22 protein-coding genes are annotated in these 22,280 nt (G+C 68.6%); 11 read left to right on the forward strand and 11 right to left on the reverse strand.

Annotated elements, in window-relative coordinates; all coding sequences use genetic code 11:
- Window positions 1-42 precede the first annotated feature (42 nt).
- Window positions 43-729, forward strand: coding sequence for a response regulator (locus BJ988_RS01260; RefSeq protein ID WP_179656313.1), 687 nt, complete (start codon window positions 43-45; stop codon window positions 727-729).
- A gap of 17 nt (window positions 730-746) precedes the next feature.
- On the opposite strand, the gene BJ988_RS01265 is transcribed toward BJ988_RS01260, so the two are convergent.
- The 3 genes from BJ988_RS01265 to BJ988_RS01275 are packed head-to-tail and all read right to left on the reverse strand — an operon-like array spanning window position 747 to window position 3,190.
- Window positions 747-1,427: a potassium channel family protein gene (locus BJ988_RS01265; protein WP_246321380.1), complete on the reverse strand. Its 681-nt coding sequence runs from the start codon at window positions 1,425-1,427 to the stop codon at window positions 747-749.
- Complete coding sequence (locus BJ988_RS01270) at window positions 1,420-2,787, reverse strand: potassium transporter TrkG (protein WP_179656314.1); 1,368 nt, start codon at window positions 2,785-2,787, stop codon at window positions 1,420-1,422. The genes BJ988_RS01265 and BJ988_RS01270 overlap by 8 nt, the downstream gene beginning before the upstream one ends.
- Window positions 2,788-2,818: 31 nt before the next feature.
- Window positions 2,819-3,190, reverse strand: coding sequence for a globin domain-containing protein (locus tag BJ988_RS01275; protein ID WP_179656315.1), 372 nt, complete (start codon window positions 3,188-3,190; stop codon window positions 2,819-2,821).
- An 87-nt stretch (window positions 3,191-3,277) separates the two neighbouring features.
- Between BJ988_RS01275 and BJ988_RS01280 the strand changes: the two genes are divergently transcribed.
- On the forward strand, window positions 3,278-3,703 hold the full coding sequence (locus BJ988_RS01280) for an OsmC family peroxiredoxin (protein ID WP_179656316.1): 426 nt from the start codon (window positions 3,278-3,280) through the stop codon (window positions 3,701-3,703).
- 67 nt (window positions 3,704-3,770) lie between these two features.
- Here BJ988_RS01280 and BJ988_RS01285 read toward each other — a convergent pair whose 3' ends face one another.
- On the reverse strand, window positions 3,771-4,715 hold the full coding sequence (locus tag BJ988_RS01285) for a mechanosensitive ion channel family protein (protein ID WP_179656317.1): 945 nt from the start codon (window positions 4,713-4,715) through the stop codon (window positions 3,771-3,773).
- A gap of 113 nt (window positions 4,716-4,828) precedes the next feature.
- Here BJ988_RS01285 and BJ988_RS01290 point away from each other — a divergent pair, with 113 nt between their 5' ends.
- The gene (locus BJ988_RS01290; protein WP_179656318.1) at window positions 4,829-5,119 is read left to right on the forward strand and encodes a hypothetical protein; all 291 of its coding nucleotides are present in this window, start codon (window positions 4,829-4,831) and stop codon (window positions 5,117-5,119) included.
- Between the two features lie 33 nt (window positions 5,120-5,152).
- Here BJ988_RS01290 and helR read toward each other — a convergent pair whose 3' ends face one another.
- Window positions 5,153-7,411, reverse strand: coding sequence for an RNA polymerase recycling motor ATPase HelR (gene helR, locus BJ988_RS01295; protein ID WP_179656319.1), 2,259 nt, complete (start codon window positions 7,409-7,411; stop codon window positions 5,153-5,155).
- 195 nt (window positions 7,412-7,606) lie between these two features.
- A complete protein-coding gene (gene pepN / locus BJ988_RS01300; RefSeq protein ID WP_179656320.1) occupies window positions 7,607-10,165 on the reverse strand; it encodes an aminopeptidase N in 2,559 nt (852 codons plus the stop codon).
- Between the two features lie 201 nt (window positions 10,166-10,366).
- Here pepN and BJ988_RS01305 point away from each other — a divergent pair, with 201 nt between their 5' ends.
- The 6 genes from BJ988_RS01305 (at window position 10,367) to metG (ending at window position 17,031) form a co-directional block, all read left to right on the forward strand.
- Window positions 10,367-12,028, forward strand: a complete 1,662-nt coding sequence (locus BJ988_RS01305; RefSeq protein WP_179656321.1) for a CHAP domain-containing protein — start codon at window positions 10,367-10,369, stop codon at window positions 12,026-12,028.
- 38 nt (window positions 12,029-12,066) lie between these two features.
- Window positions 12,067-12,699 carry a mycothiol-dependent nitroreductase Rv2466c family protein gene (locus BJ988_RS01310; protein ID WP_179656322.1) on the forward strand — a complete coding sequence of 211 codons (633 nt, stop codon included), beginning with the start codon at window positions 12,067-12,069 and terminating at the stop codon, window positions 12,697-12,699.
- 55 nt (window positions 12,700-12,754) lie between these two features.
- Entirely contained in the window at window positions 12,755-13,306 is a 552-nt protein-coding gene (locus BJ988_RS01315) for a TIGR03086 family metal-binding protein (RefSeq protein WP_343051385.1), read from the forward strand.
- 12 nt (window positions 13,307-13,318) lie between these two features.
- Entirely contained in the window at window positions 13,319-13,876 is a 558-nt protein-coding gene (locus tag BJ988_RS01320; protein WP_343051386.1) for a maleylpyruvate isomerase family mycothiol-dependent enzyme, read from the forward strand.
- A 77-nt stretch (window positions 13,877-13,953) separates the two neighbouring features.
- A complete protein-coding gene (locus BJ988_RS01325; protein WP_179656324.1) occupies window positions 13,954-15,177 on the forward strand; it encodes a peptidoglycan recognition protein family protein in 1,224 nt (407 codons plus the stop codon).
- Window positions 15,178-15,225: 48 nt separating this feature from the next.
- Window positions 15,226-17,031: a methionine--tRNA ligase gene (gene metG / locus BJ988_RS01330; protein WP_179656325.1), complete on the forward strand. Its 1,806-nt coding sequence runs from the start codon at window positions 15,226-15,228 to the stop codon at window positions 17,029-17,031.
- Window positions 17,032-17,136: 105 nt separating this feature from the next.
- On the opposite strand, the gene BJ988_RS01335 is transcribed toward metG, so the two are convergent.
- Window positions 17,137-17,280 (reverse strand): hypothetical protein, encoded by a 144-nt coding sequence (locus BJ988_RS01335; RefSeq protein WP_179656326.1) that lies wholly within the window; start codon window positions 17,278-17,280, stop codon window positions 17,137-17,139.
- A gap of 80 nt (window positions 17,281-17,360) precedes the next feature.
- Here BJ988_RS01335 and BJ988_RS01340 point away from each other — a divergent pair, with 80 nt between their 5' ends.
- Window positions 17,361-18,026, forward strand: a complete 666-nt coding sequence (locus tag BJ988_RS01340; RefSeq protein ID WP_179656327.1) for a glutamine amidotransferase-related protein — start codon at window positions 17,361-17,363, stop codon at window positions 18,024-18,026.
- On the opposite strand, the gene BJ988_RS01345 is transcribed toward BJ988_RS01340, so the two are convergent.
- Both BJ988_RS01345 and BJ988_RS01350 read right to left on the reverse strand, forming a co-directional pair.
- The gene (locus BJ988_RS01345; protein WP_179656328.1) at window positions 18,027-18,740 is read right to left on the reverse strand and encodes a GPP34 family phosphoprotein; all 714 of its coding nucleotides are present in this window, start codon (window positions 18,738-18,740) and stop codon (window positions 18,027-18,029) included.
- A 49-nt stretch (window positions 18,741-18,789) separates the two neighbouring features.
- Window positions 18,790-19,755: an HTH domain-containing protein gene (locus tag BJ988_RS01350; protein WP_179656329.1), complete on the reverse strand. Its 966-nt coding sequence runs from the start codon at window positions 19,753-19,755 to the stop codon at window positions 18,790-18,792.
- Window positions 19,756-19,868: 113 nt separating this feature from the next.
- Between BJ988_RS01350 and BJ988_RS01355 the strand changes: the two genes are divergently transcribed.
- Window positions 19,869-20,990 carry an epoxide hydrolase family protein gene (locus BJ988_RS01355; RefSeq protein ID WP_179656330.1) on the forward strand — a complete coding sequence of 374 codons (1,122 nt, stop codon included), beginning with the start codon at window positions 19,869-19,871 and terminating at the stop codon, window positions 20,988-20,990.
- A gap of 61 nt (window positions 20,991-21,051) precedes the next feature.
- Here BJ988_RS01355 and BJ988_RS01360 read toward each other — a convergent pair whose 3' ends face one another.
- Both BJ988_RS01360 and BJ988_RS01365 read right to left on the reverse strand, forming a co-directional pair.
- Window positions 21,052-21,717 carry a GOLPH3/VPS74 family protein gene (locus BJ988_RS01360; protein ID WP_179656331.1) on the reverse strand — a complete coding sequence of 222 codons (666 nt, stop codon included), beginning with the start codon at window positions 21,715-21,717 and terminating at the stop codon, window positions 21,052-21,054.
- 70 nt (window positions 21,718-21,787) lie between these two features.
- Window positions 21,788-22,237: a VOC family protein gene (locus BJ988_RS01365; RefSeq protein ID WP_179656332.1), complete on the reverse strand. Its 450-nt coding sequence runs from the start codon at window positions 22,235-22,237 to the stop codon at window positions 21,788-21,790.
- Window positions 22,238-22,280 lie beyond the last annotated feature (43 nt).

Below are 22,280 nucleotides of genomic sequence, written 5' to 3' on the forward strand. Positions count from 1 at the left end.
TCCGCGTCCGTACTCTGGCGCTTGCGCTACGGAGGTGGACCGATGAGCCGCGTGCTCGTCGTCGACGACGAACCCGCCCTGCTTCGGGCGCTCGCCATCAACCTGCGTGCCGCCGGCTGGGAGGTCGAGACGGCGGCCGATGGGCGCTCGGCGCTCGCCGCCGCCGCGGCAACCCACCCGGACGTCGTCCTGCTCGATCTCGGTCTCCCGGACCTGGACGGCACGGAGGTGATCGAGGGACTGCGCGGCTGGACCCAGGTGCCGGTGGTCGTGCTCTCCGCTCGCCAGCACGGCGACGACAAGATCGAGGCGCTGGACCTCGGGGCGGACGACTATGTGACCAAGCCGTTCGCGATGAACGAGCTGATGGCCCGTCTGCGAGCGGCCGTCCGGCGGTCCCAGGACTCGGCACCGCCCGCGGCCGCCGTCGTGAACGTCGGCGACCTGGAGATCGACTTCGCCCGCAAGCGCGTCCACAAGGCGGGGGAGGACGTCCGCCTCACCCCGACCGAGTGGTCGTTCCTGGAGCTCCTCGCCCGCAACCTCGGCCGGCTGGTCCCGCGAGAGCAGATCCTCAAGGAGGTGTGGGGCCCGACCTATGCCAAGGAGACCCACTATCTGCGGGTCTACGCCGCCCAGCTGCGCCGCAAGCTCGAGGACGACCCCTCCCGCCCGCGTTACCTGGTCACCACGCCGGGTGTCGGCTACACCCTCGATCCGGGCGCTTAGATCGCCCCGCTGGTCGACTAGAGCCGGGCGAAGGCCTCGACCTTGTCCTGGGGTCCGGAGACGACGATGTGGTCGTCGGGGCGGATGACTGTCTCCGCGGTCGTGTAGGTGAACGTGCCGCCCGCCGGTTTCACCCCGACGACGGTGACGCCATAGGTCTGGCGCACGCCCACGCCGGTGAGACTGCGGTTGTGCAGCAGGGCCGGCGGCCGGGTCTTCACGAAGACGTACCCGTCGTCGAACTCGATGTAGTCGAGCATCCGCCCACGGACGAGGTGGGCGACCCGCTGACCCATGTCGTGCTCGGGGCGGACGACGTTGTCCACCCCGATCTGAGCGAGGATCCGGGCATGGGGCTCGCTGATCGCCTTGGCCCAGACGTTGCGTACGCCGAGGTGGACCGCGACCGATGCGGTCAGGATGCTCGCCTCGATGTCGGTGCCGATGCTCACGACCACGGTGCCGAACTCGCCGAGACCGAGCCCGCGCATCGCGTCCTCACTCGTGGTGTCGGCCTCGACCACGTGGGTCAGCCGGCCGGCGTGCTCCTGCACCGCCCGAGGGTTCAGGTCGGCGGCGAGCACCTCCTCGCCCTCATCGACGAGCTCGAGGGCGAGCGCGCTGCCGAACCGGCCGAGGCCGAGCACGGCGACGCCGCCGCGAGTGATGCCGTTCTTGTCCAATCTGGTCCTAGCCAATGAGGGGCCGTCCTTCCGGGAAGCGGTGCAGACGCTCGCGGTCGCGGAGCGCCAAGGCGGAGACGAGGGTGATCGGGCCGATCCTGCCGACGAACATCATCGCGATCAGGATCAGCTGACCGCCCGGGGGGACGTCATAGGTGAGGTTGGCCGACAGGCCCACGGTGGCGAAGGCCGAGACGGCCTCGAAGAGCACCTGGTGGGTGGGTGCATCGACCAGATGGAGGAGCGCGATGGTTCCGGAGACCACGAAGCCGACGGAGAGCAGCGCGACTGTGAGCGCCTGGCGGATGGCCCGCGGGTCGATGCGGCGGTCGAACGCCTCGACCTCGCGCTGCCCGCGCACCTCGGCGACGATGACGAAGAAGAGGAGCATGAAGGTGGTGATCTTGAGGCCACCCGCCGTGCCTGCCGACCCTCCGCCGATGAGCATCAGCACGTCGGCGCCGAGCAGCGTACCTTCGTGCATCTGCTCGTAGTCGAGGCTGTTGAACCCGGCCGTACGCGTCATGGTGCTCTGGAAGAAGCCGGCCAGCAGCTTTCCCGGGGTGTCCAGGGCGCCCAGGGTGTCGGGGTTCTTCCACTCGACCGCGGTGAAGAACACCGAGCCGATGATCAGCAGCCCGATGGTGCCGGTGACGGTCATCTTCGTGTGCAGGCTCCACATCCGCACCTTCGTACGCTGCAGCAGCTCCAGCCACACCGGGAACCCGAGGCCGCCGGCGATCACCGCGACGGCGATCGGCAGGCAGATCCAGGGGTCCGCGACGTACCCCATCAGCGAGTCCGAACGCAGCGCGAAGCCGGCGTTGTTGAAGGCGGAGATCGAGTGGAAGACGCCGTCGTAGGCAGCCCGTTCCAGGGTGGCGCCGTAGCCCAGCCAGAACCGCAGCGTCAGCGGGATCGCGATGATCAGCTCGATGACCAGGCTGATGCCGACGACTCCCTTGATGAGGCTGCGTACGTCACCGAGGCCGGAGCTGGTGTGCTCCACGGCGGCGGTGAGGCGGAACCGCAGCCCGAGCCGGCGGAAGACGACCAGTGCCAGCATCGAGGCGAGGGTCATGATCCCGATCCCGCCGACCTGGATCAGCCCGAGGATGGTGACCTCGCCGAAGGTGGACCAGTAGGTAGGGGTGTCGACGACGGCCAGACCGGTGACGCAGACGGCGCTGGTCGCGGTGAACAGGGCCGTCAGGAACGGTGCATGGCCCGGCTCGGTGCGCGCCACCGGAAGCATCAGCAGGAGCGTGCCGACCAGGATCGTCGCGGCGAAGCCGACCGCCACGACCTGGGCTGGATGGCGCAGCAGCGCCTTTCCGCGGCGAACCCGGCGCGTAGGGGAGGAGGACGTCGACACGGGCGTCACTCTAAAGGCAGTGCCTCCTCGCTCACCCGGGAGTGTTGATCATGAAGTTCGCAGCGTGCTCGGCGTAGGCCCAGAACTGCGCGTCCTGCTCCGGAGTCAGCCCGGCGGCGTCGAGGCCCTCACGGAAGTGCTGGAGCCAGCGGTCCCGAGCCTCCGAGGTGACTTCGAACGGCGCATGCCGCATCCGCAGCCGTGGATGGCCGCGCTGCTCGGAGTAGGCGGACGGACCGCCCCAGTACTGAGCCAGGAAGAGGGTCAGTCGCTCCTGGGCCGGACCTAGATCCTCCTCCGGATACATCGGCCGCATCAGCTCGTCGGTCGCCACGCCCTCGTAGAACTTGGCCACGATCGTGCGGATGGTCTCCATCCCGCCGATCTCCTCATAAAACGTCACTGAGCCATTCTTCCACGCGGGTCCGCGCTCGGCGTCCGTGGCAGGATCGGAGGCGTACGCACACACTCGAACTTTGGGAGATAAACGATGGCCACCACCCGCACTGCCACCACCGTCTGGGAGGGCACGCTCTTCGAGGGTGCCGGGAAGGTGACGCTGGATTCCTCCGGTCTGGGGACCTACGACGTCTCCTGGCCGGCCCGCTCCGAGGAGCCTGGCGGCAAGACCAGCCCCGAGGAGCTCATCGCCGCCGCCCACTCCTCCTGCTTCTCGATGGCCTTTTCCAAGGGCCTGGCCGACAACGGCACCCCGGCGACCAGCCTGCAGACCAGCGCGGATGTCGAGTTCACGCCCGGCAAGGGCATCACCGGCATCAAGCTGACCACCCGTGGTGAGGTCGAGGGGCTCGACAACGAGACCTTCGTGAGCCTCGCCGAGGCTGCCAAGGCCGGCTGCCCGGTCAGCCAGGCCCTCACCGGCACCACGATCACCCTCGACGCCGCGCTCGCCTGATCAGCCCGCGCTGGTCGAGCCCGGCGGCTCGACCAGCGGGGTCAGGCGGCCTGACCATCGGCGTACGTCAGGCCTTGGCCGGGTCTTCCTCGGCAGCCTTCTCCTCGCGGTGCCAGACGACCCGCTGCGGGAACGGGATCTCGATGCCCTCGTAGTCGAGGCGGGCCTTGATCCGCTGGCGCATCTCGCGCGCGATCGCCCACTGCTTGAGGGGCAGGGTCTTGATGAGCACCCGCAGGGTGATGGCGTCGGCGGCAAGCGCCTCGACACCGGTGACCTCGGGCTCCTCGATGATCTGGCCCTTGAACTCCTCGTCGACCCACAGGTCGTTGGAGACCTCGCGAAGCACACGCTGCACCTTGGTGAGGTCCTCGTTGTAGCCGACGCCGACGTCGATGACGGCGCGGGCCCAGTTCTGGCTGTGGTTGCCGACGGTGAGGATCTCGCCGTTGGGGATGTACCAGACCGTGCCGTCGAGCGACCGCAGGCGGGTGATCCGCATGGTCACGGCCTCGACCGTGCCGACGATGTTGTTGACCTCGATGCTGTCACCGACGCCGTACTGGTCCTCGATGATCATGAAGATGCCGGACAGGTAGTCCCGCACCAGCGACTGGGCGCCGAAACCGAGCGCCAGACCGACGATTCCGGCCGAGGCGATGATCGGGGCGATGTTGATGCCGAGCTGGTCCAGGATCATGGTGGCGAAGATCGCGATCAAGACCCCGGTGACGACGCTCTTGAACAGCGAGCCGATCGCCTGGGCGCGCTGGCTGCGGCGAGACGAGGCGACGGGGGTGTCGCTCGCCTCGGCCGACTTGGTGATCTTGCCGGTGAGCCCGGGCGCCTCGACGGCGCGGACGACGACCTTGTCGACGACCCGGTGAAGGATCCAGCGGAGCACGATCGCCAGCAGGATCAGGCCGGCGATACGCAGGGGGATGCCGATCACCCATTCGCCGAGAGTCGACCAGGAGACCGAGACCAGTGGGGGGTTCGGGGGAATGGACATGAGTTCCAGTATCCAACGCGTTCAAGGTCCGCGGCCAATCCCAGGTGGCGGCGACTCTGGCCGGACGAGGGGCGTTGACGAGGACCAGAGCTTACGCCGGTTAGTATCTGCGCGTGAGCAACCAGATCCTGCGCCGCGCCGGCCTCTTCGGCGCCTCCGCCACCGCCGCTGTCGTCGCCTCTGTTGCTACCGCCGGCCCCGCCAGCGCCGAGGTCCCCAACGGCTGGCCGGTCGCCGAGGAGATGACCGCCTCCGGTCTGCTCCTGCTCATCCTGATCGTCCCGATCATCCTGACGGTGGTCATCTCCCTCGTGGTGCTCCTGCCCGGCGTGCTCCGCGGCGAGGGGCTGCTGCCCAAGCCCCACAAGGGCGACGACGACAACCTCCCCGCCGCGACGCACTGACCGTCTAGGCAGCCTCCCGGCGCGCGCAGCGGGTCAGCTGGTGAGGATCACCAGCTGACGGGTGGCCCGCGTCATCGCGACGTAGCGGTCCACGGCACCCTCGATCCCGGTCCCGTACGTCTCGGGGTCGATGAGGACCACCAGATCGAACTCGAGCCCCTTGGCGTGCTCGGGGCTCAAGCGGCGTACCCGGCCTTCGTCGAGGTCCGACGAGCCGGCCGCGATGACGCAGGCGATGCCTTCGTCGTGCTCGGCGAGCCAGGTGTCCAGGATCTCGTCGAGGTCCGCGACGGGGCGGTGGACGACCGGGATGCCGGCGGCGCGGACCGACGTGGGCACGTTGGCATCCGGGAGCGCGGCCCGGATGACCGGCTCGGCCTCGGCCATCACCTCCTCGGGCGTGCGGTAGTTGACGCTCAGGCCGGCCATCTCGATCCGATCCAGACCGACTCGCTCGAGACGCTCCTGCCAGGACTCGGTGAACCCGTGCCGGGCCTGGGCGCGGTCACCGACGATCGTGAAGCTGCGCGAGGGGCAGCGGTTGATCAGCATCTGCCACTCGGCGTCGGTCAGCTCCTGGGCCTCGTCGACGACGATGTGCGCGAACGGGCCGGCGTACGGGTCGAGCTCGTCCGGCTCACGCACCGAGTCGTCGAGGAGCGCTGTGCGTAGGTCCTGGCCACGCAGCATCGACATCACCTTCATGTCGGAGTCGTCGTGGCTGATCAGGTCGGAGACGACCTCGGCCTTCGCCTTCCGGTCGGCGGCCGCGGCCGCCTTCTTGGCGCTCCGGCGCCGCGAGGCGTCGGGGTCGCCGAGGCGACGGTGGGCGGCGTCGAGCAGCGGCAGGTCCGCCTCGGTCCAGGCCTGCCCAGCCTGGACAACCGGATTGCGCTGCAGCGTCGTCACCTCCTCGGGGGAGAGCCAGGGCGCGCACAGCCGCAGGAACGCCGGCACCTCCCACAGATCCCCGACGAGGTCGGCCGGTCGCAGCCGCGGCCAGACCTGGCCGAAGACCTCGAGCAGCCCGGCGTTGGTCTCCAGCGAGGCCCGGAGGGCGTCGGTCGCATCCTCGTCAACGAGGCCGTACGCGTCGAACTCATCCTCCTCCTGGCCCGGGCTGCCCCAGTCGTCCTCGGCCCAGGCGTCGACATCGGCGTCGTAGTCGCGATCGGGGTCGCTGCCGATGTTCCTCTGGATCCGTTCGGTCACGATCTTCAGCAGCGCGTCCCAGACCTGGTCGCGAGCGTCGTTGTGCGGCGTACCCGGCTCGGCCGCGGCGATCGCCTCGGCCCAGTCGCTGGTGCTGATCACGGCGTCGCCGTAAGGGGTCTCGACGAGGGTCGGCTTCGAGGGAGGCTTCTCGTAGAGAGCCACCGCCGGCTCGATCGCCGCGACCATCCGGGCGTCGGCCTTGAGCCGGGCGACCTCCTTGTCCGTCTCCGGCGCCAGCGAGGCGCCCTCGGGCACCATCCGGCGCAGCGTCGTGGTGCGTACGCCCTCTTCACCCAGGCTCGGCAGCACGTCGGCGACGTAGGAGAGATAGGGCTCGTGCGGGCCCACGAACAGCACCCCGCCCTTGCCCTCGCCGAGGCGCGGGTCGGAGTAGAGGAGGTACGCCGTGCGGTGCAGCGCCACCACGGTCTTGCCGGTCCCCGGTCCGCCGTCGACGACGAGCGCGCCTCGCGAGGACGCGCGGATGATGGCGTCCTGGTCGGACTGGATCGTGCCGAGGACGTCGCGCATCCGCGGTGAGCGGCTGCTGCCGAGGGTGGCGATGAAGGCCGACTGATCATCCAGTGCCGCATGCCCTTCAAGCCCCTCGGTGGTGAAGACCTCGTCCCAGTAGTCGGCGATCCGCCCGTTGGTCCAGCGGTAGCGGCGCCGGCTCAGCAGCCCGCGCGGATCGGCGTGCGTGGCCGCGAAGAACGGCTCGGCGGCAGGCGAGCGCCAGTCGACCAGCAGCCGTCGCCCGTCGGTGGCGGTCAGGCCGAGACGCCCGATGTAGATGGTGCTGCCGGACTCAGTGACGATCCGCCCCAGACACAGATCCAGGCTGAACCTGCGCAGCATCCGCAGCTGCCCACCGATCCGGTGCACCTCCAGATCGCGGTCCATCGCCTCCTGCCCGTGTCCGCCGGGGCGGCGGCGTACGTCATCGAGCCGCTCGTTCAGCGCAGCGATCTGCTCTTCGAGACTCTGCCCGATGGCAGCGAAGTGCTGCTCGTCATCGGCGATCAGTGCCGGGTCCGCCTTGGCGTCGTGACGGCCCGTGAGATCGAATGCTTGCAACGTTGAACCCCTGTCTGAGCAGGCACTTTACCTGTTCGAGACGGAGATTCTGCCGCAATCCGGGGGCCTTGTGGCAAGCCCCCATGTGCGCTATAAAGTTATTAGCGGAAGGGAGAGTTCTCCCTTCCTTCTTTGTTTCTGAGTAAATGTGAACGACCCCCGGCCACGTGGCCGGGGGTCGTTCACGTGAGAGAGCTACTTCGCGTCGCGCTCCTGGGCGGCGAGGGCGCGGGCGACCTCGTCACGTCCCTCGCGGACGTACCGCTTGGCGGCGGGCTCGGCGGGGGAGGTCTCCAGCCACTTGTCGGCCTTCTCCAAGAGCTCCGGGGAGGCGGCCGGCTTCGGGAAGATGTACTCCAGCACCGTCGAGGCGCGGTGGGTGCCGAGGTGCTCCCAGAGCGTGTCGGCGGCCTCGAAGTAGCGGTCGACGAAGGGCGCGAGCACCTCGTCCTGCCCGTTGCGCTGGAACGAGAGCACGATCGAGCGCGCGGTCTCGTTGGCCACGTCGGTGCGGACGACGACCGACTCCCAGGCCGCTTCCTTGGCCTCGGCGGTCGGCTGCGCGGCGCGGGCGGCGGCGGCCTTCTCCTTGCCAGAGATGGTGTTGTCGCGCTCGAGCTCGGCGTCGATCTCGGCCTCACCGAAGGTGCCGGAGGCGGCCAGGCCGGTGACGAGCGCCCAGCGCAGGTCCTGGTCGATCTCCAGACCGTCGAAGACCAGGTCGCCGGAGAGCAGCCCCTGGAGATCGGCGATCGCGACCTCGGAGCGGCCCGCCGCGGCGTACGTCCGGGCGAAGGTCAGCTGGTGGTCGCTGCCCGGGGCAGCGGCCTCGAGCAGGCTCTTGAGCCCGGTCTCCCAGCGCGCCTTGAGGGCGTCGCGGTTGGCCGGGGCGGAGAACGAGCCCACCGCCTGGGCGGCGAAGACCGGGATCCGGGTGACGCCCCAGGCGTCGGTCTCCTGGCCGATGTTGGCGAGGACGAGCTCGACGAAGTCGGTCGCCCGCATCTCGGCGTCGCGGGTCATGTCCCAGGCGGCGCCCCAGATCAGTGCGCGCGAGAGCGAGTCGTCCAGCGCCGACAGCGCCGACAGCGCGGTGGCCAGCGAGCGCTCGTCGAGCCGGATCTTGGCGTACGTCAGGTCGCCCTCGTTCAGCAGCAGCAGGTCGGGCTGCTTGACGCCGGCCAGCTGCGGGACCTCGGTCAGCTCGCCGGTCACGTCGATCTCGAACGCGTCGCGGCGGACGAGCGCGCCCTCGACGAGGTCGTAGAGGCCGAGGCCGATGCGGTGGCGGCGCAGCGTCGGGTAGTCGGCGGCAGCGCTCTGCCTGACGGCGAACGAGGTGTACGTCCCGTCCGCGGCCAGCTCGAACGACGGCGCGAGGGTGTTGACGCCGGCGGTCTGCAGCCACTCCTGCGCCCAGCCCTGGAGCTCACGCCCGGAGGCGGCCTCGAGGTGGCGCAGCAGGTCCTTGAACTCGGAGTTCCCGTAGGCGAACTCCTTGAAGTAGGCCTTCAGGCCGTCCAGGAACGGCTCCAGCCCGACCCACGCCACCAGCTGCTTCAGGACGGAGGCGCCCTTGGCGTAGGTGATCATGTCGAAGTTGACCTCGACGGCCTGCAGGTCGTAGTTGTCCGCGGCGATCGGGTGGGTGGTGGGCAGCTGGTCCTGGCGGTAGCCGGTCTGCTTGCGGGCGTTGGTGAAGCCGGTCCAGGCGTCGGTGAACTCGGTCGCGTTGGCCTGAGCGTGGTAGCAGGCCCACTCGGCGAACGACTCGTTGAGCCAGAGGTCGTCCCACCACCTCATGGTGACCAGGTCGCCGAACCACATGTGAGCCATCTCGTGGAGGATCACCGAGGCGCGGAAGTCGTAGAAGGAGCGCGGCTGCTTGGAGCGCGGCAGGTACTCATCGCGCAGCGTCACGGCGCCGGCGTTCTCCATCGCGCCCATGTTGTACTCAGGCACGTAGAGCTGGTCGTACTTCCCGAACGGGTAGGGGAAGTCGAAGGCGTCCTCAAAGAACTCGAAGCCCTGCTTGGTGATCTTCACGACCTCGTCGCGGTCGAGGTGGGGGACCAGCGACTGGCGGCAGTAGTGGCCCAGCGGGATCGTGCCGAACTTGCCCTCGTAGACGTCCTGGACCTCGTGGTACTCACCGGCGATCAGCGCGGTGATGTAGGTCGACATCTTCTTGGTGGGCTCGAAGTCCCAGCGCGCAACGGTGGTCGAGCCTGTCGAGACCCCCACCGGCTTCGGCTCGGGCGTGACGGCGTTGGAGACGACCTTCCAGCCCTCGGGAGCGGTCACGTGGAAGGTGAAGACGGACTTGAGGTCGGGCTGCTCGAAGGTGGTGTAGACGCGGCGCGCGTCGGGGACCTCGAACTGGGAGTAGAGGTAGACGCGGTCGTCGGCGGGGTCGACGAAGCGGTGCAGGCCCTCGCCGGTGTGGGAGTAGGTGCAGTCGGCCTTGACGACCAGCACGTTCTCGGCTGCGAGGCCGTCGAGAAGAATCCGAGAATCCTGGTAGGCCACCGCGGGGTCGAGCGCGACGCCGTTGAGAGTGATCTCGTGGACGGTCGCGTCGACGAGATCGGCGAACGTGGAGGCACCGGCCTCGGTGGAGGTGAAGGTGATCGTCGTCGTCGAGCCGAAGGTCTCGATACCCGTGGTGAGGTCGAGATCGATGTCGTACGAGAGGACGTCGAGAAGGGCGGCTCTAGCGGTGGCTTCGGCACGCGTGAGATTGGTTCCAGGCATGCGTGGATCCTCTCATTCTGCCCGGATTTCGAGACATCTATATCGCGTTTGTTGACCGTTCTTGGGTGTCGCTGAGCGTGGAAAGTAAAAATACAGCGTTGTAATTCCGACACACCGGTATCAATGGTTGACAACTTTCCCTAGGGTGCTCATGTGCCCCTTAAGTCACAGGAACATCAGTATTCACATGAGTCGCGCCAGGTGGGGAAGCCTGGCGGGGTGCTGCGCCGGGCCTTGGTCACCGGCGCGGTTCTGCTGCTCGTCGGCCTCGGTGTGCAAGTCATCCCCAAGTTGGCATCACCGGCGCACGCGGGCTCCATCACGCTCTGCTCCGGCTTCTCGGACTGCCGCAGCAAGGGCTATCCCACCGGCGGATACGAGAACGCCTGGGGGAGCATGTACTGGCGGATGTACGCCGGAAGGAACTGCACCAACTATGTGGCGTACAAGCTGATCCAGACCGGTCTGCCGAACGCTCGCCCCTGGTCGGGCGAGGGCAACGCGACCAACTGGGGCGTGGCGATGAGCAAGCTGACCAACCGGACCCCGACCGTGGGCTCGGTCGCTTGGTGGCACTCCTCGCACCCCAGCGCGAGTCGCTTCGGGCACGTCGCGATGGTCGAGCGGGTCGGCTCGAGCTCGATCACGATCTCGGAGTCCAACTACGGCAGCGACATCAGCTGGCGCCGGATCAGCAAGGGCTCTACGAACTATCCGACCGGGTTCGTCCACTTCAACGACAAGCGCCTCTCGGTCACCAAGGCGCCCACGGTCGAGGGAGCGGCGCAGGTCGGCAAGGCGGTCACGGTCAACACCGGCTCGTGGAGCCCGAACCCGAACAAGATCCGCTACCAGTGGATCGTGGACAAGAAGCCGATCCCGGGTGCGACCAACAAGACCTTCCGCATCCCCGGCCACCTCGCCGGCAAGCAGATCGCGGCGGTGCTCACCGGCACCCGCCGGGACTACAGCGACGCCAAGACGATGAGCGAGATCCTGCCGCCGATCAAGCAGGGGACGTTCAGGGTGCTGAAGCAGCCGAAGATCGCCGGGGCTCAGAAGGTCGGCTCGACGATCTCCGTCGGCGGAGCGGCCTACGAGCCGTCGGCCAAGATCGGCGAGGTCAGGTGGTACGCGGACAAGAAGCTGATCGCGCGCACCAAGTCCCGCTTCCTGAAGGTGCCCGCCGCGGCCTCCGGGAAGAGGGTCGGCGCGGTCGTCGTCGGCGTCCAGGAGGGGTACAAGCCGAAGTACTCCTATGCCTTCGCCACCTCTCTCGTCGTCGGCGGCAAGGCTCCGCAGCAGCCCACGGAGCCGGAGCCGCCGAGCGGGTCGCTGACCCAGACCGCGGCCGGCTACGTCAAGGGCGGCACTCGCCTCGGCGGGCTGATGCAGGTCGATCCGGGCAGCTTCAGCGAAGCGGTGGACATCTCCTACCAGTGGACGCGCGAAGGCACGCCGATCTCGGGGGCGACGACCGAGAAGTACCGCCCGAGCGACGCCGACGTCGGTCGCCGGCTCAGCGTCACCGTGGTCGCCAGGTCTCGCAGTGGCGAGACCGTGTCCAAGACGTACGGTCCCAGCGGCCGGGTGCGGGTCAAGCCGACCGTCGAGGTCACCGCGACCGGAGGCTCCCGGGAGGCTGACGTGGTCGTCAAGGTCACCGCGCCGGGCTACGTGCCCAGCGGTTCGGTCAAGATCACGACCAACGGCGGACGTACGGTCACCAAGCCCCTCGGCAACGGGACGGCGGGCGTCACCTTCGTCAAGCTGCCCGCGGGCGAGTACGCCGTCACTGGCGCCTACAGCGGCGACGAGGTCGCCTACTGGGCCAGCGGGGGTGACTTCACCACCGTCAGGTGAGCGGAACAGATCCGGGGCGGGAGTGGTTGAGTGTCGATATGACGCAGACCACTCCCGCCCCGCCGTCCGAGAAGACCGCCGCCGACTTCTGGTTCGACCCGGCCTGTCCGTTCGCGTGGATCACCTCGCGCTGGATCCTCGAGGTCGAGAAGGTGCGCGACGTCGAGGTGACGTGGCACATCATGAGCCTGGCGTACCTCAACCAGGACAAGGACATCCCGGAGGACTACCGGGAGATGCTGAAGACCGCGTGGGGCCCGGTGCGGGTCTGCATGGCGGTGCAGAACGAGTACGGCCAGGAGAAGCTCGCCGAGCTCTACACCGCGCTCGGCACCCGCCGCCATGTCGAGGGCCGGGAATTCGACCGGGCGATGATCGAGGAGGCGCTGACCTCGGCCGGGCTGCCCGCCGAGCTCGCCGACGCGATGGACGACACCTCGCTCGACGAGGCGATCGCGAAGTCCCACCACGAGGGCATGGACCAGGTCGGCAACGACGTCGGCACCCCGACGATCGCGATGAACGGCTCGGCCTTCTTCGGTCCGGTCATCTCCAAGGCGCCCAAGGGTGAGGAGGCCGGCAAACTCTGGGACGGCTTCCAGCTGATCACCGCCTACCCCTACGTCTACGAACTCAAGCGCGCCCGGGTCCACGACCTCGACTTCAGCTGAGCCCGCCGCCGTATTGCCAGTGACGCCACCGCCCGACCAGTCGTACGTTGACGGCGTGACTACTACAGACGAGGCAGCAATCCTCTCGCGGGCGCTGGACCAGACCAGCGGTCTGTTCCGTCGGGTGAACGCCGGGACGGTCTCGCGGCCGACGCCGTGCGAGCAGTGGGACGTCGGCGCGCTGGCCGACCACGTGATCGCGGACGGGACCAACTTCGTCACCATGATCCGTGGCGGGGAGCCGGACTGGGGTGCGCCGACGCCGCACGTCAGCGAGGACTGGGGGCAGGCGTTCAAGGCCAGCGCCGACGAGGTGCTGCGCGCGTGGGAGCAGGGCCCCGGCACGGACGGCTGGGAGGGAGGCGCGGCGGTGCCGGTCGGCCTGCTCGTCGCCGAGTACGCCACCCACTCCTGGGACCTCGCGCAGGCGCTCGACGTCCCGTCCGCCGAGCTCGATCCCGAGCTGGCCGAGGTCGGGCTGGCCTTCATGAGAGCGAGCCTGAAGCCGGAGATGCGCGCCGGTGCGTTCGGTGCCGAGGTGACGGCGCCCGAGGGCGCGGGGCCTTATGAGCGGCTGGCTGCTTTCGCGGGACGCGCCCTCGCCTGACACCATGGTCGTGTGGTTGACCAGATGGGAGTGCTCGCGCTGCAGCGGGCCATGACGCAGGCAGCAGAGCTTCTCGACACCGTCACGGCGGACGATTTGACCCGGCCGACACCGTGTCCCGAGTGGGATCTGCGAAGGCTGGCCAACCACTTGATCGCCCAGCCCCGCATCTTCGTGACGATGCTCCAGGGCTCGCCACCGGGATGGGCCGGGCACGAGGACTACGCGGTGAACCTGGGCGAGGAACTGCGTACGCGTGGCAACGAGCTGATCAACCTGTGGCGCGAGGTCGGCGCCGATGACATGGTGATGGTCGACCCCGACTGGCAGTCGACGGAGATCGCGGTCCACACCTGGGACCTGTGCGTGGCGCTCGGCCGGCCGACCGACGGCATGGATGAGGCGGTCGCCCAGCGGGCGGTCGTCGCGATGGACCGGATCCTCGGCCCGGAGCGCAAGGGGCGGGCCTTCGCCAACGCCCTCTCGGCACCGACGGGGGCGGGGGCTTACGAGCACCTGGCGGCGTACGCCGGACGGCCGGTGCCGTTCACACCGACCCTGTCGCACTAGCCACAGAAGTCCCAAGCGACACACCGAACACATGCGTTTGCGGCATGTCGGGCTTCCGGTTCTCCAAAATCAGGGGTATGGCCAGCTTCCCCCGCGTCATCACAGTGACCCTGACCGCTGTCGTCATCGGCGCGTCGATGCTCGTGCCTGCCATCGGCTCTGGCTTCGTCCCAGGGATCGATCCGGCCGCCGCCGAGGACAGCCAGGTGATCAAGCTGCCTCGTCTCGAGGACGGCATCGCCACCCGTGACGTGAAGCTTCCTCCGAGGCTGACCGAGCGGTCGGGCAGCGCGGCATCGACCGAGAAGCTGAGCACGACGACGTTCTCGATGGTCGGGGTGTCCTGGACCGGCGCCGAGACGCCGAAGGTCGAGGTGCGGGTGAGCAAGTCCGACCAGTGGCGTGGCTGGCAGGTGCTGCCGCTGCAGGAGGACCTGCCCGACGGCGCCGAAGGTGCTGTCGCCGCCCGCGGCAAGGTCGAGCGCCGCGGCACCCAGCCGGTGTGGACCGGCCGGGCCAGCGGCGTACAGGTGCGGGTCGAGGGCGCGCAGCCCGAGGACCTGAGGCTGACCCTGATCAACACCGGGCCGCAGGAGGACGTCAAGGCTCCGAAGAAGGAGGCCGGTGACCAGAGCTACGGGAGTGCTGAGGGCAGCGCCAACGGCCGGGTGGCGCGGTCGCGTCCGCGGTGGGCACCGAAACCGGTGATCTTCACCCGGTCGCAGTGGGGTGCCAACAACTCTTGGCGCAACGGCCGCCCGGAGTACAACACTGCGCTGAAGCAGGTCCACATCCACCACACCGCCACGAGCAACAACTACTCCAAGGGCGACGTGCCGGGGATCATCCGCGGCATCTACAGCTATCACACCAGGTCACTGGGGTGGTTCGACATCGCCTACAACTTCCTCATCGACAAGTTCGGCCGCGCCTGGGAGGGCCGCTCCGGCGGCATCGACCGGCTCGTCAAGGGCGCCCACACGCGCGGTTTCAACCACCAGTCGATGGGCATCGCCCTGCTCGGGAACTTCGAGAACGTACGTCCCTCCGACGACGCCCTCATCAAGACCGAGCGGATGGCGGCCTGGAAGCTCGACATGGCCGGCCGCGACGCGCGCGGCAAGCTGGTGACCGTCTCGAAGGGCAGCGACCGGTTCCCGGCGGGCCGCCGGGTCCGGGTCTGGGTCATCGACGGCCACTTCCACACCAACGAGACCTCCTGCCCGGGCGCCCAGCTCGCCAAGTGGCTGCCGTGGATCCGGAAGTACGCCTACCAGCGGGACCAGATGTTCAACCCGTGAGCCGGTGTCGATAGAGGCCCGGTGACGCAGGCTCCCTAGGATGGAGCCATGAGCAAAGTTCTGTCCGCAGTCGCCTGGCCGTACGCCAACGGCCCGCGCCACATCGGCCATGTCGCCGGTTTCGGCGTGCCCTCCGACGTCTTCAGTCGGTACATGCGGATGGCGGGCCACGACGTGCTCATGGTCTCCGGCTCCGACGAGCACGGCACCCCGATCCTGATCGCCGCCGACGAGGCCGGCGTGACGCCTCAGGAGCTCGTCGACAAGAACCACCGGATCATCGTCGAGGACCTGGTCTCGCTCGGCCTGACGTACGACCTCTACACCCGCACCACCTCGGCCAATCACCACTCGGTGGTGCAGGAGCTGTTCCTGGGGGTCTACAACAACGGCTACTTCATCGAGCAGACCTCGAAGGGCGCGATCTCGCCGTCGACCGGACGGACCCTCCCCGACCGCTACATCGAGGGCACCTGCCCGATCTGCGGAGCCGACGGGGCGCGTGGCGACCAGTGCGACACCTGCGGCAACCAGCTCGACCCGGACCAGCTGATCAACCCGGTCTCGAAGATCAACGGGGAGACGCCGGAGTTCGTCGAGACCCAGCACTTCTTCCTCGATCTGCCGGCGCTGGCCGAGGCGCTGCACGCCTTCCTCGACGAGCGTGAGCAGACCGGCCTGTGGCGTCCCAACGTCATCCGGTTCAGCCAGAACATCCTCAAGGAGATCCGCCCGCGGGCGATGACGCGCGACATCGACTGGGGCATCAAGGTGCCTCTGGACGGCTGGCGCGACAACCCGACCAAGCGGATGTACGTCTGGTTCGACGCGGTCGTCGGCTATCTGTCCGCCTCGATCGAGTGGGCGCGGCGCTCCGGCGATCCGGAAGCGTGGCGCCAGTGGTGGAACGCGCCCGAGTCGCTCTCCTACTACTTCATGGGCAAGGACAACATCGTCTTCCACGCCCAGATCTGGCCGGCCGAGCTGATCGCCTACAACGGTCAGGGGTCGAAGGGTGGCGAGACCGGCTCGTACGGCGCGCTGAACCTGCCGACCGAGGTCGTCTCCAGCGAGTATCTGACGATGGAGGGGAAGAAGTTCTCCTCCTCGAAGAAGATCGTGATCTACGTGCGCGATCTCCTCTCGCGCTACCAGCCCGACGCGTTCCGCTACTTCGTGGCCGCCGCCGGCCCGGAGTCGAACGACTCCGACTTCACCTGGGCGGAGTTCGTGCGGCGTACGAACGACGAGCTCGTCGCCGGCTGGGGCAACCTGGTCAACCGCACCGCCACCCTGATCGCGAAGAACTTCGGCGAGCTGCCTGCTGCGGGAGAGCTGACCGAGGCCGACAAGGCCATCCTGGACACCGTCGGCGGCGCCTTCGGCACCGTGGGTGACCTGATCGGCCGCCACCGGCAGAAGCAGGCGATCGGTGAGGCGATGCGAGCCGTCGGAGAGGTCAACAAGTACGTCACCGACCTCGAGCCGTGGAAGCTGGCCAAGGCTCCCGAGGACCGTGAGCGCCTCGGCACCGTGCTGCACGTGATGGCGCAGTGCGTGGCCGACCTCAACCTGATCCTGTCCCCGTTCCTGCCGTTCTCCGCCAACGAGATCGACAAGGCCCTCGGCGGCAAGGGCGAGGTCGCCCCGATGCCCCGCATCGAGGAGGTCGACGACCTCGACGACGGCAAGCCCTACCCGATCATCACCGGCGACTACTCCGGCGCGCCGAGCTGGCAGAGCCACCCGATCGTCGTCGGCACGCCGGTCGCCAAGCCCACCCCGGTCTTCCAGAAGCTCGACCCGTCGGTGATCGACGAGGAGCTCGACCGGCTGGGGATCAAGCCCGAGTAGCGGCCGCCACGCCCGCTGGAAAGGCGTGCGACACGCCGTGTGCCCGCGTGTCGCACGCCTTTCAGGGGCGCTCGTGGCCCTTGGTGATGTCGCCGCACGGCGTTCTCAGGCGGGTCGGTCGCGGACTGGCTGAATCTCGAGATCCGGGTCGAACAAGGCCCGGAGCTCCTCATCCGCATCTTCCCACTCGTCATCGCTCGGAAGCGAGAACATGCCCCGGAGGCCGCCGAGCCGGACCTGCGTCGTCATGTGACCAGCGTAGATCCGGCCTAGCAACCTGTGCCTGAATTCGTTGGATCGGCCGTCGCGTGGCTGCGAGGATTCGACGCGTGATCGCACTGCTCGGCGACGACCGAGGACACCGCAGCCATCAGGAGCTCAACGCCCTTCGGGCGCAGTTGGCCGAGCTCGGGGTCGAGACGGAGTGGGTGCCGACCGACTCCGGGTTCGACATCGCGACGTACGACGGGGTCTGGCTGGTTCCCGGCTCGCCCTACGCCGATGACGCCGCGGTGTTCGAGGCACTGACCGTGGTGCGGGAGCGGGGGATTCCGTTCCTCGGGGTGTGCGGTGGGATGCAGTACGCGGTGCTGGAGTGGACCCGCAACGTACTCGGATCCGTCGGCACCCACGCCGAGTCCGAGGGTGCGGGCGACGACAACGTGGTGGCCGCACTTGCCTGCTCGCTCTACGGCGAGGAGCGGCTGGTGACTCCTATCGCCGGGACCCGTTTCGCCGGCTGGCAGCTGGAGCCGTTCGCCGGCATGCACTTCTGCAACTACGCGCCGACCGCCGACGCCGTGGCCGGCCTGGAGAAGGCCGGTGTCGTGGTCGGTGCCACCGCGGACGATGCCGGAGCGGAGGTGCTGGAGTTCCCCGGCCACCCGTTCTACGTGACCAGCATGTTCCAGCCCCACATCGGCGCCCTCGCCGGAGCCCCGGTCCATCCGCTCGTGCGCGTGTTCGTCGAGTCCGTGAGGCGGAGCGCGCGTTAGTCAGTCGCCGCCGCCGCCGCCTCCGCCGTCGCCGCCACCGAAGCCGCCGTCGCTGAAGCCACCGCCGCTGAAGCCGGACTCGACACCTCGGTGAGTGGCGACGATCGCGTCGCGTACGGCCCCTGCAGCCCAGTCCGCGCGGGCGATCTGCTTGGCGCGCTGTTTGACCTGGCGTGGTGGCACCGACGGAGAGACGAAGAGCCTGTGGGCCTGGTCGACGGCGGAGAGGAGGGCGATCAGCGTGCCGGTGCGGTGGTCGGGATGAGCGTCGTGGAGCAGCACGGAGGCGACCTGTTGGCGCACGGGCATCTTGGACCGCGGGTCGACCGCCGGCCAGAACGTCTTGGTGGTGAGGAACACCCGACGCTGCTCCCGACGGAGCAGGCCGCGTCCGACCAGCACACCGGCGAGGTGGTCGAACTTCTGAGACCCGATCCGGCTGACCAGTGCGCGAGGGGTCATCGGTCTCTCCCCGATGATCGAGAAGGCCTGCTGGAGGCGGCGGTCCACGGGTGCTCCGATGGCCACCTGATGCACCTTCGAGGATTGCCAGAATGACTGTTTCCGTACCTCGATGACCCCGGCGAGCGCGAGCTCGGCCAGGAGCGCGCCGCCGAGCAGGATGTTCCTCTTCGACATGTCACCGAGCCCCCTGACGGGCTGTCCGGTGATGTCCTCCAGAGTCAGCAGTACGAGATCCTCCGCGATCAGCACGATGCGAGGGTAGTGGGCAGCAGCCCGGGCCGCCCGTGAAAACGACGAATCATGTGCTGACGGCGGCGGCGTAGCGTTTCGCGAGGATCTCGAGGTGGTCGCGGAGCTCTGGCGGTGACTCGACGGTGAAGTCGAGGCCGAGCATGCCGATCCAGACGGCAACGACCTCGAGGCTGTCGCCGCCGGTGACCAGGACGCTGCGGTCGGCGGCGATCGGCTCGACGGTGCCGACGGCGGGGTTGATGCGGGAGATGACCTCCTCGGCGGAGGCGGCGATGATCAGGCGGGCGTGGATGGCCCAGCCGGTGCGGGCGACCTCGCGGACCACGAACTCGGTGAGGTCGCTCTGCCCATTGATCAGGGTCGGCTCGCTTGCTTTGAACGGGCGCCCGCCGGGGACCTTGAGGCGCAGCCAGTCGACGCGAAGCGGCTGCCAGGTGTCGTCGCGAGGGTCGCGGGCGACGAGATACCAGCGACGCTGCCAGGCGATCAGCCGGTAGGGCTCGACCTCGATGGGTTCGTCGCGATAGTCGGCGCGTACGCCGATGTGGTCGCGGATCGCGGTCGCGAGCGCCTGCAGGGTGCCGGAGTCGACGTCTGGGTCGGGGACGTTGCTGTCGGTGTTGACCGGGCCGGCGTCCATCGCGTCGACCACCGCGGCCAGCTTGCGACGTAGGTGGTCGGGCAGCACCTGCTCGAGCTTGCCCAGCGCCCTGGCGCTGGTCTCCGCGACGCCGGTGATGCCCGTCGCGGCACGCAGCCCGACGGCGACCGCGAGCGCCTCCTCGTCGTCGAGAAGCAGCGGTGGGAGCTTCCCGCCGGCACCGAGCCGGTAGCGACCGCCGGGGCCGCGAACCGACTCCACCGGATAGCCGAGCTCGCGCAGCTTGGTCATGTCGTTGCGCACGGTGCGCTCGGAGACGTCGAGCCGGGTCGCCAGGTCGGCACCGGTCCAGCCGGCCGAGGCCTGCAGGAGGCCGAGGAGCGCGAGCAGTCGGGCAGAGGTTTCCAGCACGGGCTCAGAGTGCGGCAAAAAAGATTCACGGGCCAGCGGAATTCCGGAATCAGGCTTGCCGGAACCCTTCATAGCGTGTGTCTCACAAGGTCGGAAACCACCAAGGAGAAGTCATGAACACGCAGGTCAACACCGGGCTCAGTGCCAAGTCCAACGACGAGATCAGCACGGTCACCGTCGAGTTCCCGCAGGCGGATCTCGACGATCTCCGCAGCCGCCTGAAGCGCACCCGGTTCGCGCCGAGCGTGCCCGGCGACTCCTGGGACTACGGCACCCCGACGGCCTACCTCGCCGACATGGTCGAGCGCTGGCAGGGCTTCGACTGGCGCGCGGTCGAGGCGCGCATCAACGCGGTGCCCAACCACATCACCGAGATCGACGGCCAGACCATCCACTTCGTCCACGTACCCTCCTCGAACCCGGAGGCCAAGGCTCTCCTGCTCGCCCACACCTACCCGGGCTCGTTCCTGGAGTTCCTGCCGATGGTCGAGCTGCTGACGGACGAGTTCCACCTGGTGATCCCGGAGCTGCCGGGCTTCGGACTATCGACGCCGGTGGTGGACACCGGCTGGACGATGAAGCGGGCGGCGGAGGCGTACGATGTGCTCATGCGCCGGCTGGGCTACGACTCCTATGGGGTGCACGGTAGCGACGGCGGCGCGATGGTCGGGCGCGAGCTGGCCCTGCTGAACCCGGAGGGCTTCCTCGGCGCGCACGTCCTGCAGCTCTTCTCGTTCCCCTCGGGCGACCCGAGCGAGTTCGAGGGCTTCGGGCCGAAGGAGTACGCGGCGCTGGAGCACATGCAGTGGTTCCAGTCGGTCGGCGGCTACAACGCCATGAACGGCTCTCGCCCGCAGACGATCGGCGCGGCGCTGGCCGACTCACCCATCGGGACGCTCGCCTACAGCGAGCTCTTCGAGTCGTTCGGCAACGGCACCTCGCTGGTCACCCCCGAGCAGGTCATCGAGCAGGCGACCTACTACTGGCTCACCAACTCCTACGCCGCGGCGGCGCGCTACCACTACGAGGAGGGGCACGCCGAGCGCGAGCCGGAGGTCTCCCAGGGCCGGATCGGGGTCGCCGTCTTCAAGGACGACTTCCAGACGATCAGGTCCCTGGCGGAGCGGGACAACGCCAACATCCAGCACTGGTCGGAGTTCCCCGAGGGCGGCCACTTCGCCGCCCTGGAGCGCCCGGGCGACATCGCCGCCGACCTGCGGACGTTCTTCGCCTGACGGCACGTACGAACCGACCCGAGGATCGCAGCCCCTCCGCGGCTGCGATCCTCGGGTTCTGTCAGGTGACCGTCGTGGTGACGGTGGTGGCGACCATCACCGCCGTCATCACCGCGACGACCTCGTCCATGGCGTCCTTGACGCCCTCGGCGGCCCAGTCGCCCCGGGCGATCTCCTTGGCCCGTTTCTTGACCGCTCCTGCGCCCACCGCCTTCGTGTCGACCACCTTGTGGGCGAAGTCGATGGAGGAGAGGAGGGCGATGAGCGGCCCGGTCCGTGCGTCCGGCGTGACGCCCTGGACGAGGACGGCGTACAGCTGACCACACACGGCGTTCTCGTGGGTCGAGTCCGCGGCCGGCCAGGTGGTGCGCGGGAAGAGGCCGAGGATCCTCTCGTCGCGACGCCTGAGGATGTTGCGGTCGCACAGCCGGGCGGCAAGCGCCTCGTGCAGACCCTTGCCGAGGTTGGTTACCGCGTTCTTGGCCGCCACCGGCTTGGCCGCCAATGAGTCGTACGCAGCGGCCAGGATTGGCTCGTCGGGGCGCCCGCCCGGCACCGCCACGGCCTTGGCCGGGGTCAGCCCCGACTTGGGCTGCACCTGGACCGAGCCGGCCATGGCGAGCTCGGTCAGGATCGCTCCGCCCAGCGCCTGCTGGACCCAGGACGAGGCGAGCGTGCCCCTCTCGTCGTCGAGCACGAGCAGCAACAGATCTTCGGCGATGAGCATGCCTCAGACGCTACGGCGCAGCGATCCCGGGCGCCTCCTACGAAAGGCGGAACTTGTCTCGGACCTTCGTCTAGGAGGCCGTGGACGCCGGGCTGGCGACGTCGAACATCCAGGTCACGCCGAACTTGTCCTCGAACTGGCCGAAGTAGTCGCCCCACGGCGCCTGCTCGAACGGCATCGCGGGCGTTCCGCCCTCGGACAGCTTGGCGAAGTAGTCGGCGAAGCGAGGCTGATCGGCGGGGTCGGCGCTGGTCATCGCGACCGTGACGCCGGCGGTCGGGGCGATGTACTCCATCCCCATGTCCGGAGGCGTGTCGGCGGCCATCAGGACGAGGCCGTCGTCGAGCGTGAGCGAGCCGTGCATGACCAGGCCCTTCGCCTCCGGCGGCACCGGACCCATCGCGTCGCCCATGGAGTCGAAGGTCATCGTCTCGACGGTGCCGCCGAGCACCGACCGGTAGAACTCGAGAGCCTCGGCGGCCTCGGACTTGAAGCTGATGTACGGGTTGAGCGTTGCCATTCGGATCGTCTCCTTTGATCGATTTCCGACCCCGTTCGCTCAC

The sequence above is a fragment of the Nocardioides panzhihuensis genome, from assembly GCF_013408335.1.
Classification (GTDB): Bacteria; Actinomycetota; Actinomycetes; order Propionibacteriales; family Nocardioidaceae; genus Nocardioides; species Nocardioides panzhihuensis.

Bases quoted from the DNA above. Each gene is read 5' to 3' on its own strand.
- BJ988_RS01260 (WP_179656313.1), top strand. From the start codon at position 43: ATGAGCCGCGTGCTCGTCGTCGACGACGAACCCGCCCTGCTTCGGGCG.
- BJ988_RS01280 (WP_179656316.1), top strand. From the start codon at position 3,278: ATGGCCACCACCCGCACTGCCACCACCGTCTGGGAGGGCACGCTCTTC.
- BJ988_RS01285 (WP_179656317.1), bottom strand. From the start codon at position 4,715: ATGTCCATTCCCCCGAACCCCCCACTGGTCTCGGTCTCCTGGTCGACT.
- pepN (WP_179656320.1), bottom strand. From the start codon at position 10,165: ATGCCTGGAACCAATCTCACGCGTGCCGAAGCCACCGCTAGAGCCGCC.
- BJ988_RS01310 (WP_179656322.1), top strand. From the start codon at position 12,067: ATGACGCAGACCACTCCCGCCCCGCCGTCCGAGAAGACCGCCGCCGAC.
- BJ988_RS01325 (WP_179656324.1), top strand. From the start codon at position 13,954: ATGGCCAGCTTCCCCCGCGTCATCACAGTGACCCTGACCGCTGTCGTC.
- metG (WP_179656325.1), top strand. From the start codon at position 15,226: ATGAGCAAAGTTCTGTCCGCAGTCGCCTGGCCGTACGCCAACGGCCCG.
- BJ988_RS01335 (WP_179656326.1), bottom strand. From the start codon at position 17,280: ATGACGACGCAGGTCCGGCTCGGCGGCCTCCGGGGCATGTTCTCGCTT.
- BJ988_RS01355 (WP_179656330.1), top strand. From the start codon at position 19,869: ATGAACACGCAGGTCAACACCGGGCTCAGTGCCAAGTCCAACGACGAG.
- BJ988_RS01360 (WP_179656331.1), bottom strand. From the start codon at position 21,717: ATGCTCATCGCCGAAGATCTGTTGCTGCTCGTGCTCGACGACGAGAGG.
- BJ988_RS01365 (WP_179656332.1), bottom strand. From the start codon at position 22,237: ATGGCAACGCTCAACCCGTACATCAGCTTCAAGTCCGAGGCCGCCGAG.